General features: G+C 61.8%; 13 protein-coding genes and 1 pseudogene. 11 read left to right on the top strand and 3 right to left on the bottom strand.

All coding sequences use genetic code 11. From position 1 onward, the window contains the following. The first annotated feature begins 139 nt into the window (after positions 1–139). The 10 genes and pseudogenes from HOY44_RS00165 (at position 140) to HOY44_RS00120 (ending at position 9,460) form a co-directional block, all read left to right on the top strand. Positions 140–859, top strand: coding sequence for an RNA polymerase sigma factor (locus HOY44_RS00165; RefSeq protein ID WP_287432369.1), 720 nt, complete (start codon positions 140–142; stop codon positions 857–859). Further along, positions 849–1,034 carry a hypothetical protein gene (locus HOY44_RS00160; protein ID WP_287432368.1) on the top strand — a complete coding sequence of 62 codons (186 nt, stop codon included), beginning with the start codon at positions 849–851 and terminating at the stop codon, positions 1,032–1,034. The genes HOY44_RS00165 and HOY44_RS00160 overlap by 11 nt, the downstream gene beginning before the upstream one ends. Continuing rightward, positions 1,034–1,246: a helix-turn-helix transcriptional regulator gene (locus tag HOY44_RS00155; RefSeq protein ID WP_287432367.1), complete on the top strand. Its 213-nt coding sequence runs from the start codon at positions 1,034–1,036 to the stop codon at positions 1,244–1,246. Before HOY44_RS00160 ends, HOY44_RS00155 begins: the two co-directional genes overlap by 1 nt. A gap of 6 nt (positions 1,247–1,252) precedes the next feature. Continuing rightward, positions 1,253–4,285 carry a bifunctional DNA primase/polymerase gene (locus HOY44_RS00150; protein WP_287432366.1) on the top strand — a complete coding sequence of 1,011 codons (3,033 nt, stop codon included), beginning with the start codon at positions 1,253–1,255 and terminating at the stop codon, positions 4,283–4,285. A 404-nt stretch (positions 4,286–4,689) separates the two neighbouring features. Next, entirely contained in the window at positions 4,690–5,922 is a 1,233-nt protein-coding gene (locus HOY44_RS00145) for a GAF domain-containing sensor histidine kinase (RefSeq protein ID WP_287432364.1), read from the top strand. Between the two features lie 461 nt (positions 5,923–6,383). Next, positions 6,384–7,621 (top strand): annotated as a pseudogene (locus HOY44_RS00140) (site-specific DNA-methyltransferase). After that, positions 7,618–7,746, top strand: coding sequence for a hypothetical protein (locus HOY44_RS00135; protein ID WP_287432362.1), 129 nt, complete (start codon positions 7,618–7,620; stop codon positions 7,744–7,746). Before HOY44_RS00140 ends, HOY44_RS00135 begins: the two are co-directional and overlap by 4 nt. Continuing rightward, complete coding sequence (locus HOY44_RS00130) at positions 7,746–8,192, top strand: hypothetical protein (RefSeq protein WP_287432361.1); 447 nt, start codon at positions 7,746–7,748, stop codon at positions 8,190–8,192. Before HOY44_RS00135 ends, HOY44_RS00130 begins: the two co-directional genes overlap by 1 nt. Beyond that, positions 8,189–8,686, top strand: coding sequence for a phage terminase small subunit P27 family (locus tag HOY44_RS00125; RefSeq protein WP_287432360.1), 498 nt, complete (start codon positions 8,189–8,191; stop codon positions 8,684–8,686). Before HOY44_RS00130 ends, HOY44_RS00125 begins: the two co-directional genes overlap by 4 nt. Positions 8,687–8,761: 75 nt before the next feature. After that, complete coding sequence (locus tag HOY44_RS00120; RefSeq protein ID WP_287432359.1) at positions 8,762–9,460, top strand: recombinase family protein; 699 nt, start codon at positions 8,762–8,764, stop codon at positions 9,458–9,460. Between the two features lie 287 nt (positions 9,461–9,747). Here HOY44_RS00120 and HOY44_RS00115 read toward each other — a convergent pair whose 3' ends face one another. Together HOY44_RS00115 and HOY44_RS00110 are read right to left on the bottom strand one after the other, a co-directional pair. Then, positions 9,748–10,920 carry a cytochrome P450 gene (locus HOY44_RS00115; RefSeq protein WP_287432358.1) on the bottom strand — a complete coding sequence of 391 codons (1,173 nt, stop codon included), beginning with the start codon at positions 10,918–10,920 and terminating at the stop codon, positions 9,748–9,750. Positions 10,921–10,923: 3 nt separating this feature from the next. Next, on the bottom strand, positions 10,924–11,325 hold the full coding sequence (locus HOY44_RS00110) for a carboxymuconolactone decarboxylase family protein (protein WP_287432357.1): 402 nt from the start codon (positions 11,323–11,325) through the stop codon (positions 10,924–10,926). 138 nt (positions 11,326–11,463) lie between these two features. Here HOY44_RS00110 and HOY44_RS00105 point away from each other — a divergent pair, with 138 nt between their 5' ends. After that, positions 11,464–12,165, top strand: coding sequence for a GntR family transcriptional regulator (locus HOY44_RS00105; RefSeq protein WP_287432356.1), 702 nt, complete (start codon positions 11,464–11,466; stop codon positions 12,163–12,165). Positions 12,166–12,220: 55 nt separating this feature from the next. On the opposite strand, the gene HOY44_RS00100 is transcribed toward HOY44_RS00105, so the two are convergent. Continuing rightward, a complete protein-coding gene (locus tag HOY44_RS00100) occupies positions 12,221–12,976 on the bottom strand; it encodes an SDR family NAD(P)-dependent oxidoreductase (RefSeq protein ID WP_287432355.1) in 756 nt (251 codons plus the stop codon). Positions 12,977–12,982: the final 6 nt, after the last annotated feature.

Raw genomic sequence — 12,982 nt, 5'->3', positions numbered from 1 at the left:
GACGCCCTGACCTGGCCATGAGGAGGCGCCTGACGCCCGGCCGTAAGGCAGGCGTCACGTGTCCCAGAGATGGCACGAGGTCCACGCGCACCTCATCGATCAAACCGCGCGTACACCCTTCATTGCAGAATTTCGGGTCATGGCTACGAAGCATCCCGAGCTCGCGCGTTTCGAGGCGCCGGGTGATTTGATTGCCTTTTGCCACGGGCCCGGCGGCGACCCAGACGAGAAGAACGGTGTCCTGCGCGCTCTCGTCCATCACGCGCAATGTCTAGGTGATCCGCAGCGCACGGCCGCCAGTGTTTTGACGCTTGCTCTTTGGCCCGGGCTGGATGCGATCCGCGGACGTCTGGCCCGGTATTATCGAGGCGACCAGGATCTGCTGGCTGGAGAGCTTGTGGGCAGACTGGCGCAGGGCATCGGCTCCATCGATCTCAACGCTGTCTCCCGGATCGCGGCAACGCTGCTGCGTAACGTCGAGCGGGACCTAAAACGTGCCTTGGTGCGAGCACAGGGGAGGCGTGAAGATCAAATTGACGATGCGCTCCCAGCCCCAGATCCGGATACGCCGCCGCTCCCGAGAGACCTGTGCAACAAACTTCGGGCCCATATCGGGTCCGACGCGGACCTCGTCGTCGCTGTTGCGGTCTTTGGCTTCAGTCAGAAGGAGGCGGCCCGAGCGCTTGGCCTTTCCCATGACGCCGCCCGCAAGCGCTACCAGAGGGCTCTCGCGCGCCTCGCAGCTTTGATCGACGATGGCAAACCCAGCCTGTCCCAATCCGCTCGGCCCTCCGGCTTTTCCCCGACAGGCGCGACGATCAAGTCGCGCAGAGTACACGGAGGTGGTGATGGAGCATGAGCTTGAACAGTACCGGCAGATCCCGGGGCTGTTTCGGCTGTGGGACCTGCAGTTCGTCTTCAATCGCGAAGACGACTATCAGGTTCACTATGTCGAGCAGACCGATGCGGGGACGCCGCTCTTTGCAGTCTACCGCAAGGTGGATGCGGTTCCGGGCGTGGAGGTGACCGGCTGATGGCGCATCCCTTTGCCCCGACTGACCGCGATGCGCCCATGCTGCGGCAATCCCAGCTTGCCAAGCGCTGGAACATGAGCACGAGAACGCTGGAACGCTGGCGGGCCGAGAACTATGGCCCGCCCTACCTGGTCCTTGGCGGATCCATTCGGTACCGCCTTGACGATATTGTCGCATTCGAGGCCGCGGGTCTGCGCGGCACGATCCGGTAGGTCCTGGTGGCCGCGCCGAGTGAGCGCCGCCACGAAAGCCAAACAGACACGCGACGGGTGGCCAACGGCCGCCCCGTATGTGCTGGCCACGCCACTTTCGCCGATGCAGGTCCCCAATTGGTGGAGATGGGCTATGAACCCTTGCCGATCCGGCCGGGCGAAAAACGCCCTGCGCCCAGTCGATGGAGCCGTGTCGAGATCGGTGCAGACCAGGTAAAGGACTGGGCTCGGACCTTTGCCGCGCATGGCGTCGGGCTGCGCACCGGCCGTCTGGTCGCAATCGACATCGACGAACGCGACCCGGATTTGGCACACAGGGTTCAGGCGCTCGCCGAAGAGCGACTGGGCGCGACGATGCTCCGCGTAGGGCAGTGGCCAAAGCGGTTGATGCTCTACCGAACCGACGCGCCGTTTGCGAAAATGAAGGTTGGGTGCGTTGAGGTGCTCGGACGGGGCCAGCAATTTGTGGCCTTCGGCCGGCATCCGGGCACAGGCAGGGTCTACTATTACCCTGACGGTGACACGCCTTTGGATGTGCCTCTCTCGGACTTGCCGGTGGTCACCGAGGCGATGGTCGGGGCGTTCCTGGCGGACGTCGCGGCTGTGCTTGGTGTCGAGAAACAAACGAGACCTCGGACAGGACTCGTTGCCGCTACCCTCATGTCTCCGGTTCGCGGGGCCTCTGGGCTCGTCAGTGACGGGCGGGATGCCTGGCTGAGTGCCATTGCTTTCCATGCAGTTCATGACGCCCTTGATCGGGACAACGCGCTTGATCCGGACGCCCTTTCTGACGCGGTCTGGACGCGGTTCGTAGAAACCACCGACCTTGAACGCCCGCGGAAATCCGGCGGCCGGCAGTATGGATATTGGGACGCATCTCGGAAGGTTGCTGACAAACTTCGATTGCGCCGTGACGGGCGTCTGCCGCCCCGCAGTTCGGAACACCTGCTCGAGACGTCCTATGACCCGCCAACACTCTCCGTGGATGAAGGACGCGCACGGCTGACCCAACGTCTTGAGGCCTTCGTGTCCCGGGTTGCAGCCTGGCATGTGGCGTCAAATGACGAGCCCGTTCCCTTGCTGGGGATCCGGGCAACCGTGGGCCTCGGCAAATCGCGGGCAGCGCGTGAGGCGCTCTTGACACTGCAGCACGATCTCAAGGCGGAAGCGCTACCTCATCGTATCATGGTGTTCACGCCCTCCCATGCCCTGTCGGAGGAGGTCGCGCAGAACTGGGCTGCCACTGGGGCCGATGTCGCAGTTCTTCGAGGCTACGAGCGAACCGATCCCGTGACCGGCGCGCCGATGTGCCGGGACATCGAGATGGTTCGCGCGGCCGTTTCCGCCCGGTCGTCGGTTCAGGAAACGGCCTGCGCTGGCCGGGAGGGAGCCATTTGTGTGCATTACCATAATTGCGCCAAGCAACAAAACAAACGCGAGGTCGGCGCGGCCGGCATCGTGGTCGCGCCATATGATGCGCTGTACTCAGGCTTCGGCTTCGATCACGATGATATTGCGCTGCTCCTCGTCGACGAAGCGGTCTGGCCGCGGGCGACGGACATGAAAGCGCAGTTCGAACTGACGGCTCTCATGGATCTGCCGCTTGCGGGCCTTGGCTCAGTCGGAGGCCTGCGATCAGGTGCAGGAGCCACCGCCGATCTGCAGGCGCTGCGGGTCCGACTCGCCGAGGCCCTCTTGCGAAACGGTCGCGGACCGGTCCGACGAGATAATCTGACTGACGCCGGACTGACCATCGATGATTGCCTGTGGGCGGCTCGCACGGAACGGGCGCGGCGGCAGGCCGTGCACCTCGAGCCGGGCCTCGCCCCCAGCGATCGAAACAAACAGTTCGGGGTGGTAGGGCTTAATGCGCAATGCGATCAGCTGGCGGAGGTGTGGGAGGCCGTCGCGAAATTCCTGGCGAGCGGTGAGACAACCTCTGGTCGGCTCCGCATCGCTGAAATGGGGGGAAAGCTGTCGATCGAGTTAAGAGCCCCCAAGACCCTTCATGCCGGCCTCCGTGGCAAACCGGTGTTGCACCTCGACGCGACGCTGCGGCCCGAGCTGGCGCGGAGCATCTTCCCCGGGCTTGAGGTTGAGCGCATTGATGTGGCCGCACCCCACATGCACGTCCGTCACATCATCGGGCAATTTGGGAAATCCATGATCTGCCCCGGGCCCGGATTGAGCCAGGAAGAACACGCAAGGCGCGGAAACAGGCTCAGGGAATGCGTCGACTATGTGAGATGGCAGGCGCTTCGCCACCGGGACGGGCGCGTTCTGGTGGTGACCTACAAGGCCATTGAGCAATCCTTCGCGGGGATCCGTAACGTTGACGTGGCGCATTTCAACGCCATCGCCGGGCTCGACCGCTATCGTGATGTCAGAGCCCTCATCGTGATCGGGCGTCCATTGCCGTCGAGTGAAGATCTGGAAGCTCAGGCCGGGGCGCTCTGGGGCACGTCGATTGAAGGCAGGTACGAGAAGACGCAGGCGGCGGTCTGGATGAGGTCTGGTGCGCGGGGGCGGGTTCCGGTCATTCAACATTCGGATGAGGATGCCGAGCGCCTTCGCGCGGCGATCTGCGACAATGAACTGATCCAGGCCATTGGGCGGGGCAGGGGCGTGAACCGCTCATCTGAGGCGCCACTGGACGTCCACGTTCTGGCAGACGTCGCATTGCCGCTCATCTACGACGACCTCGTCCCTTGGGAATTGGTCAGACCGGATGCAATACAGCGGATGTTGATGGCAGGGGTCGCGGTCAGCAGCCCGGCGGATGCATCCCGGATCCACCCAAATCTCTTTGCAAACGAAAACGAAGCCAAGCTGGCGTTCAAGAGGGCAGCATTTAAGGGTCAAACCCCTATGAGTAACTCTTATAGGGAAATGACCCTTAAATCGGCTGCCTATCGACGCCCCGGGCGGGGACACGGTTGGCAGACGGCCTATTGGGAAAGGGAGCATTGTGCAGATATCCGAGGCAGACTCGTTTCTAGCCTTGGGCCTCTTGAGGATTTTCTCGAGTTAGAGTGCTAGCTCATTGATAATTTGGCCTTGTCGCGGTCGCAACACATGTCGTTGGATCCCATGGTTCCAAGTGGATTCCATCGGCCAAGAACACTTCGGTCATCGGGACTTCCCAAGGTCGTCATCGTGAGCCGAGCCTATGCGTATCTCCAGACTTGGTTTCATGCCTAGTCCTAAGTTGCTGGTTGATCCGCGGCTCGTCCGAGTTGCAACCGGATGACGACCGAGTGGGTCAGGATGGAGCGGTTCAACAATGCACCAGCGACTGAGCTAGGAGCAACAGTCGTGTCGATGGACGCGTGTGCTTCGCTTTTCAGCCAATAGAAACTGCAAGGCGGAAGGCATCTACCCATTTGCCTGCCTTGGTTGTAGGTTTCTTTGAATTGCTGAAACGAATACTTCAGGTGGTGTCGATGCCCGGACAAGAGCCCCAATACGAACTACAGGACCATAGTGCGTACTTGAACGGGACGCACGATTTTCAGTCCGATATCGAACGTCTGGCGGGGAGTGATTTCATCACGACCATTCTCGAAACCGTCATGCTCGCGACAAACATGCGCTTTGCTGGGGTGGCTCGCGTGACGGCTGACAGATGGGTCGCGTGTCGCACAATCGACGAGGTCAAATTCGGTCTCGCAGAAGGAGATGAGATCGCCATTGACTCCACCTTTTGCCAGACGGTACGGGAAACGTCCGAGATGGTGATCTTCAATGACGCCACGACTGACCCCAAGTATAAGGGCCACCCCATTGCCGCAGCCTTCGGCATCGTCAGTTACGCGTCCGTGCCAGTTTATCGCAGTGACGGTAGCTTTTTTGGAACCCTCTGCGCAATCGACACAGAACCAAAGGACGTGAAAAGTCCCCGCGCTGTGGCGATGCTGAAGATGTTTTCCGACCTTATCGGGCGCAGTTTAGAAACCGAGGAACGATTGGAGGCTCAGGAGCAACTGATCGAACACGAACGGAAATTGGCACAGATACAAGAAGAGTTTGTAGCAATCCTCGGCCACGACTTGCGAAATCCAGTTGCCGCTTTCCGAGCGGGCGTCCGGCAACTCGACAAGGAACCGGTGACTAGCCGCGGGCGCGAATTGCTCGTCCTGATGCGCGCCTCGCTTCACCGAATGAACGAGTTGATCGACAATATGATGGTGCACGCGAAATCTCGGCTCGGCGACGGTATCGCCGTGATCTGCGTTCCAGACTCTCCACTGTTGGAAACGCTGAGACACGTCGTTGACGAAATCCGGGTCACGGCGCCCGAAAAGGAAATCCTTTTGCATGTCGAACTGACGCATCCGGTAAACTGCGATCCGGACCGAATTGGACAAGCGGTGTCGAACCTCCTTTCTAATGCCATCACGCACGGGACCCCGGGGACACCTGTGAAAGTCACTGCAAAGAGTTGCGATGAGAAGGCCATAATCGAAGTTGAAAACCATGGGAAACCGATCCCCACAGATGTCCAGGAAACGCTTTTTCGGCCATTTAGGCGGGGCAACGAAGCCAGTGAAGGTCTCGGCCTCGGCCTGCACATAGCATCGTCGATAGCGAAAGCGCACGGGGGGCGACTATCCGTAGCGTGCCATGGAACCGCAACCAACTTCCGACTTGAATTGCCGATACTTGGCGTTTCGTAGTTTCCTGATATTCCGGCACATCGTTCTCGCAAACCAATGCGACTTTGGATTCATGCGAGATAGCCTGGGTCTATCGCTAGAGCGTGGTCGCAGGACGAAACGATTGTTGTCCACTCTTCGGGCCCAATAGTCTTAACTGACCGGAACCCGGAGTTGGAGTAGGCGTAGGCTCTGGCTGGCAGTTGAAGCGTTGCTGCCTAAACTGTGGATGCCCGCTTCTTCTGCGCGTTCTTCTTACGGCATGCAGGCGCGACAGATGTAAAACATGCCCATGTGCCGCACGTTCGCTTGGCCACTTCTTGCGTCAGTATCTCTGAGGCGCAGTTGGGCCAACCGCCGTTTGAATTTCGGTCAATGGCGGGTGTTTCGTAATTATGTCTATATTATAAAGACTTAACTCCCGTGCTATCATCTTGGAAACGGGCCCGCGCAGGGCGCACTCATTCAGGCGGGGGGCCTCGATGGCAGTTCCAGGCGCACATCAGATCGAAGACCGGCCGGTCGAGGCACTCATCCCGTTCGCCAACAACGCGCGCACGCATTCGGCCGAACAGGTGGCGCTCATCGCCGGGTCGATCCGGGAATTCGGGTTCAACAATCCCGTGCTGGTCGACGGCCAGAACGGGGTCATCGCGGGCCATGGGCGGCTGCTCGCGGCGAACAAGCTTGGACTCAAAACCGTTCCGGTGATCGAACTCGGGCATCTCTCCGAGGCCCAGAAGCGCGCCTACATTCTCGCGGACAACAGGTTGGCCGAGCGTGCGGGCTGGGATCGGGAACTGCTGTCTCTGGAACTCGGTGACCTCTCCGAGCTTGGGGTCGATCTGGACGCCATCGGTTTCGATGGCGCTGAGCTCGACGAGCTTCTCAGCCTCGGTACCGACGATCTGAAGGAAGAGGACATCCCGGAGGTGCCGGCCGAGCCGGTCTCGCGCATTGGCGATGTCTGGCTGCTGGGCAACCACCGGATCATCTGTGGCGACGCGACCGACAAGGCGACGGTGGACAGGTTACTCGATGGTGTCCAGCCGCATCTCATGGTGAGCGATCCGCCCTACGGCGTGGAATACGATCCGGCCTGGCGCAATGAGGCTGGCGCTTCGAAGACTAGGCGGACCGGCAAGGTGCTCAACGACGACCGCGCCGACTGGCGGGCGGCCTGGGCGCTGTTTCCGGGGGACGTGGCCTACGTCTGGCATGGTGCGCTCCACGCGAAGACGGTCGCGGAAAGCCTGACGGCGGCAGGTTTCGACATCCGCTCCCAGATCATCTGGGCCAAGGATCGGCTTGTTCTGAGCCGGGGGCACTATCACTGGCAGCACGAGCCCTGCTGGTACGCTGTGCGCGGCAAGGGTCACTGGAGCGGCGATCGCAAGCAATCGACACTGTGGTCGATCCCGAACCGGGATCAGGATGCCGAGACCGTCCATGGCACCCAGAAACCCGTCGAATGCATGCGTCGGCCGATCCTCAACAACTCGAACGTGGGGCAGGCGGTCTACGAGCCCTTTGCGGGGTCCGGGACCACGATCATCGCAGCCGAAAGCACGAAGCGCATGTGTTTGGCCGTCGAACTGGATCCGGCCTATGTCGACGTCTGCGTGTTGCGTTGGCAGACTTAACCGGGCAGGCCGCGAAGCATGGAGAAACCGGGCAGGCGTTCGCGACGGTTGCATCAGATCGGGGGAACGCACCATGAGCCGGCATCCCGAGGTCCTGCCCTTTCTCACGGCTTTGCTGTCCGGCGCCCTGTGCCTGGTCCTCGGCGTGCCGTTTGCCGGGTTCCAGCTGCGCTTTGGTCGCCGGCGCCGTGAGGTGCTCTAATGGCACGCCCACGCATCGTTCTGACTGAGGACCAGTGCCGCGAGGTCGAGACGCTCGCGGCGCTTCTGAACCAGGACCAGATCGCCGACTACTTCGGTATCGCCCGCAATACGTTCCGCGCGATCTGCGAGCGGGACGAGGAGGTTCTTGCGCGCTACAAAAGGGGAAAGGCGAAGGCGATAGCCCACGTCGCCAACGGGCTGCTCCAGAAAGCCCGGGCAGGGGACACGACCTCATCCATCTTCTACCTGAAGACACAGGCGGGGTGGCGGGATCAGCCGGTCCGAGAGGCAGTTTCACCCAAGGATCACGGCAGTGCACGGGATCGGTTGAGCAACCTGCTCGATGAGGTTGCCCGGCGCGGTCAACGCGTTGGTGTTCCCGAGAGGGAGTTTGCGCAGATCGAAGCCAAGCCGGAAACACGCGAAGAGCTGGATCAGACATGAGACGCGGCAGGAAACCCTATGCGCAACCTGGCAGCCTCGCGACAACCTCGCTCAAGGCGCTGCCGCGGTGCCCGTCCCATCTGAACGACGTGGCCTACAAGGAATGGCGGCGCCTGGCGACGCCGCTTCACGAGGCAGGTATCCTGACCCTCGCCGACCGGTCGGTGCTGGCTGCCTATTGCCAGGCCTATGCGCGGTGGGTCGAAGCAGAAGAAAAACTCGCCGAGACGCCCTCTCTCCTGAAGACCCCGAGTGGCTATGTTCAACAGTCACCGTGGCTCGCGGTTGCAAACAAACAGATGGAACTCATGGGCCGGTTCATGGCGGAGCTGGGCCTGACGCCCGCAGCCCGGTCGCGCCTGGGACTGGAGTCTGCGCCGAACGCCGATCCGATCACGAAGATCGAGCTCGTGACTGTCTTTCCGGGTGATCGATCGGACCAAGATCAAAAACCGGGGGTCATCCGGATCGATGAGGACTCTGCCCGATTGTGAGAGCCGTCAGGCGTCTACACTACGGCCGCCTCGTATCGTACAAAACTGCCAAACCAACGTTGCGCAGGTTTGTACATGGCCGATGCTGCCCCGAAGTTCGTCGCCTACGAGCGGGTCTCGACCGCAAGGCAAGGGAAGTCGGGATTGGGGCTCGAGGCCCAGCGCAAGGCGATTGACGACTTCGCGGCATCAAAGGGCGCCAAGATGGTGGCCCGGTTCACGGAAGTGGAAAGCGGACGCAAGGCAGACCGGCCTGAACTGCAGCAGGCGCTCCACCTTGCCAAAATCACCGGGTCAACTCTCCTCATCGCCAAGCTTGACCGGCTATCTCGAAATGCAGCCTTCCTCCTGACCCTGCGCGACAGCGGTGTGAGGTTCATCGCGGTCGACATGCCTGAGGCCAATGACCTTACGGTCGGGATCATGGCGCTCGTCGCCCAGCAAGAGCGAGAGGCCATCTCGAAGCGGACCAAGGAAGCTCTTGCTGCTGCAAAGGCACGAGGCGTGAAGCTGGGTAATCCGAACGGCGCGGCTGCTCTGAGGCGGGCAGGGAAGGGCGCTGCGGCGCTACGTGAAACGGTCTCCGCAAATGCTGATGACTTTGCAGAGGCGCTCCGGCCGATAATCGAGGAACTACGACAGGATGGATACACGACTCTCCGGGCCGTTGCGCAGGAGTTGAACGCGCGGGGTGTGCTCGCGCGGCGCGGGGGAAGGTGGCATGTATCCAGCGTACGTGGCCTGTTGGAAAGGCTGTTTGAGACATCAGTTTGAAGGTGAAAATGGCTTCGCCGCTCCAAACGTTGGGCTCGCACTACTCTGATCAAGAACCCAGCCCATTTAGCAGAGCGCCTACCTAGCCAACCGCTCCGCCGCGCTTTCCCAGTGGCGCGATGTCTGTGCGGAAAAGGGACAGCGAACCTGCCCTAGCTGAGACTGGTTCGAATTAGCCTGCCAGCACCACCTAAAGCCCTTGATCCGAGAAAAGCTTTCAATGTTCAAAAGGACGGGGACCCGCCTGGTCGCATCATCATCGACAACCTGACAAAGCGCCTTCGCGGCTAGGTCTTTGCAGAAAGCTTGGAGACCTCGGTGACAGCGTTGGTAACGTGGGTTGTCCAAGGTGCATTCAACTCGAGGTTCGGAAAACGCTCCGAGATCGCGGATACCGCCTCTTGCAATTCGATCCGGGCAAGCGTCTGGCCAAGGCACGAATAGGGCCCGCCGCCGAATTGCAGCGCGCGGACCATGCGCCGGTCCAGCCGGAAATCGTGCGGATCCACGAACCTTTCCGGGTCGCGATTGGCAGCTAGGGTTGAGACGAACACCCACTCCCCCGCGTCGAGCGGATGGCCGTTCAACTTGGTCGCTTCATGTGCCTGACGGAATACGGTGTTGAACCGCGGAGTAAGGCGCATCGCCTCTTCGATCGAGGCCGGGATAAGTGACGCGTCCTGAACGATGGCCTGCCACCGTGTGGGGTCCGAAAGCAGCGTGCCCAATACCAGTCCCAGTTGGTGAACCGTGTTGTCAACGCTGGCCTGCAGCAGAGCGATCCCTTCGTAGATCAGTTCTTCCTCGGTTTGGAGGCCCTCGATCTGCTGACGGATCATAATCGACGCAAAGTCGTCGCCCAGACCTTCGCGCCGGCGCGCGCCCAGATGTTCGCGAACGAAATCTCGTGTCGTATTGAAGGCGTCGATGCTGTCCTGACGCCGCGAGCGGTCGACGGTAAGGACCGGGGCGAGCGTGCGGTCCGACAGGCTCGCGACCATAGGCGCCTGATCCAGGGGAGCGGCGACCAAGTGGCAATAGACCCGGGAAGGCACCTTCCACGCGATGTCGCCCATCACGTCGATCTCACGCCCTTCGGGGATCTCGTCGAGAATGCCCTCGACGATGCGCCGCACTTCGCCCGTCAGCTTCTTGACCTGCGGTCCGGCGAGAAGCACCGCGAACGGCCGGCGCAGCGCGCGGCGATGGGCGCCTTCCGTGGTGACGAGCATTTGTTCCCAGTCGTCGCGCGCGGGGCCATCTGTGATGCCGAGGTCGTCGAGCCGCCGCTGGAACGATACGCCTTTAGCGAGTGATTTGTGTTCCAACGTCTCGGCGGCGGGCGCGAAATGCAGCACCTCGAGCCCCCGCTCCGAGGTCACCGCCCAGGATTGCGCACTCAGCCGGTCAAGTTGATCTCGATCTGTGCCGAGCGTCTCTACATGCGGAAGAACACCCATGGGTCAGTCGACCTTTCCCATGTCTTTCAGGACTTCGTTCGCCGCCTTGAACGCATCGAGGCCGGCAGGAATCCCGCAGTAGACTGTCGCGTGCAACAGCGTTTCACGGATTTCCTCGACGCTGACGCCGTTGTTGACCGCGCCGCGCACGTGCAGCTTGATCTCAGCTGCCCGGTTCAGGGCGGTCAGCATGGCGAGGTTCAGCATCGAGCGCGTCTTGCGGTCGATCGTGTCGCGGCCCCAGGCGTAGCCCCAGCACCACTCGGTCGTGATGTGTTGGAACTCCATCATGAAATCGTTGGCCTGTTCCATCGAACCGTCGACGTAGTCCGCCCCCAGCACCTCCCGGCGCAGGTTCAGACCCTCGTCGAAAAGCTCTCCTACGGTTTTTTGTTTGTCCTTCATTGCTTCTGACCCTTGTCTTTTTGCCATACAAAATACAATTTTAGGGAAAGCGGTCTGCTCTGCAGGTCGTCACCCCCCCTCCTGACCGGCGGCCAGCCGCCCCGGTCTCGTTATCCGCCAGCGCGAAGGAGCCACCTCATGCCAGTCCCGTCCAAGCCCCAGGATATGAACCTTCGTGTCGAAACCCTGCCAGGACTTCGCGAACAGGTGGCCGAGCGACTTCGCATGGCGATTGTGACGGGCCACTTCAAACCCGGCGAACGCCTTATCGAACGGGAATTGTGCGACGTGATGGGCGTGTCCCGAACGTCTTTGCGTGAAGCTCTGCGCGAACTTCAGGCCGATGGGCTGATCACGCTGAAGCCGAACAAGGGCATGAGTGTTTCCGTGCTGACGCAGGAAACCGCGCGCTCGATTTATGAGGTGCGCCAGATGCTGGAAGGGCTGGCGGCGCGGTTGTTCGCGCGCAACGCGTCCGCCGAACAGATGAAGGCGCTGCGCGAAAGCGTGGAGGAACTGGCGGTGGTCTACGAAAACTTCTCCGCCGAAAACTTCATCGACGTGAAGGGCCGGTTCTACGACATCCTTCTGGACGGCGCGGGCAACGAGGTCGCCGCCGACATGCTGCGCCGCATCCATACGCGGGCGTCCCAGCTTCGTGTCGTTTCGCTGTCCAGCTCGGAACGTGCCCAAAAATCCATCCGCGAATTGCGGGCTTTCTGCGATGCGCTGGAGGCGCGCGACGAGGATCTGGCCTGGGAGCTGTGCCTCGACCACGTCCAGAACGCCGCGAAAGCCGCCTTGAAATCGATCCCCGAGGGCGGTCCCCGCGACGAATAACGCGGGATGCCCCGGTTCTCGGCCGACACGGATAAGGGGCAGACAGTTCGTCATTTCAAACGGACTTGATCGTGATGCCACCGTCCGCGCGTAGGATCGTGCCGGTGACGAAACCCGCGTCGTCGGACAGGAGATAGGCTATCGCCGCCGCGATATCCTCTTCCGTGCCGAGCCGCCCCAGCGGGGTCTGGGCGCGGCGCTTGTCATAACCTGCCTCGTCCACGATGGTCCGCGCGCCGGGCGTCGGAACGGCCCCGGGCGTGACGGCGTTCACACGCACTCCCTGCGGGCCGAGCTCGACGGCGAGCTGGCGGGTGACCGCGGCGATTGCGCCCTTGATCGCGGTATAGGAAGAGGTGCCGGCAGAACCGACCTCGGCCACGGGCGAGGTGATGTTCACGATTGCAACTTCGCCCTCGGCACGCTGGGCCAGCAGCGCCTGAACGCCCCAGAACGGCCCTTTGACACCGACGTCGAGCATGCGACCCAGTACCTCGTCCGTCACCGCTTCGACGGGTTCGTAGCGGATCCAGATCGCGTCGTTGACGATACCGGTCAGCGGCCCGGACTGCCCGGCGAGCGTTTCGGCCGCCGTCATCACCTGCGCCCTGTCGGACGCATCGGCGGTCAGGGCGATGGCGCGCCCTCCGGCCTCGGTAATCGCGGCGGCGGTTTCCTTGGCGAGGGTTTCGTCGATGTCCAGAACGCCGACCGCCGCGCCTCTGGCTGCCAGCAGTTTCGCCGTCGCCGCCCCGATCCCGCGCCCTGCGCCGGTGATCAGGACGACCTGACCCGCATGTCTGTCGCTCATCTTGTC

The organism is Maritimibacter sp. (assembly GCF_016774595.1).
In the GTDB taxonomy this organism is placed as follows: Bacteria; Pseudomonadota; Alphaproteobacteria; order Rhodobacterales; family Rhodobacteraceae; genus Maritimibacter; species Maritimibacter alkaliphilus.
The sequence above is the reverse complement of the archived record's forward strand: the minus strand, read 5'-3'. Positions and strand labels throughout refer to the sequence as shown.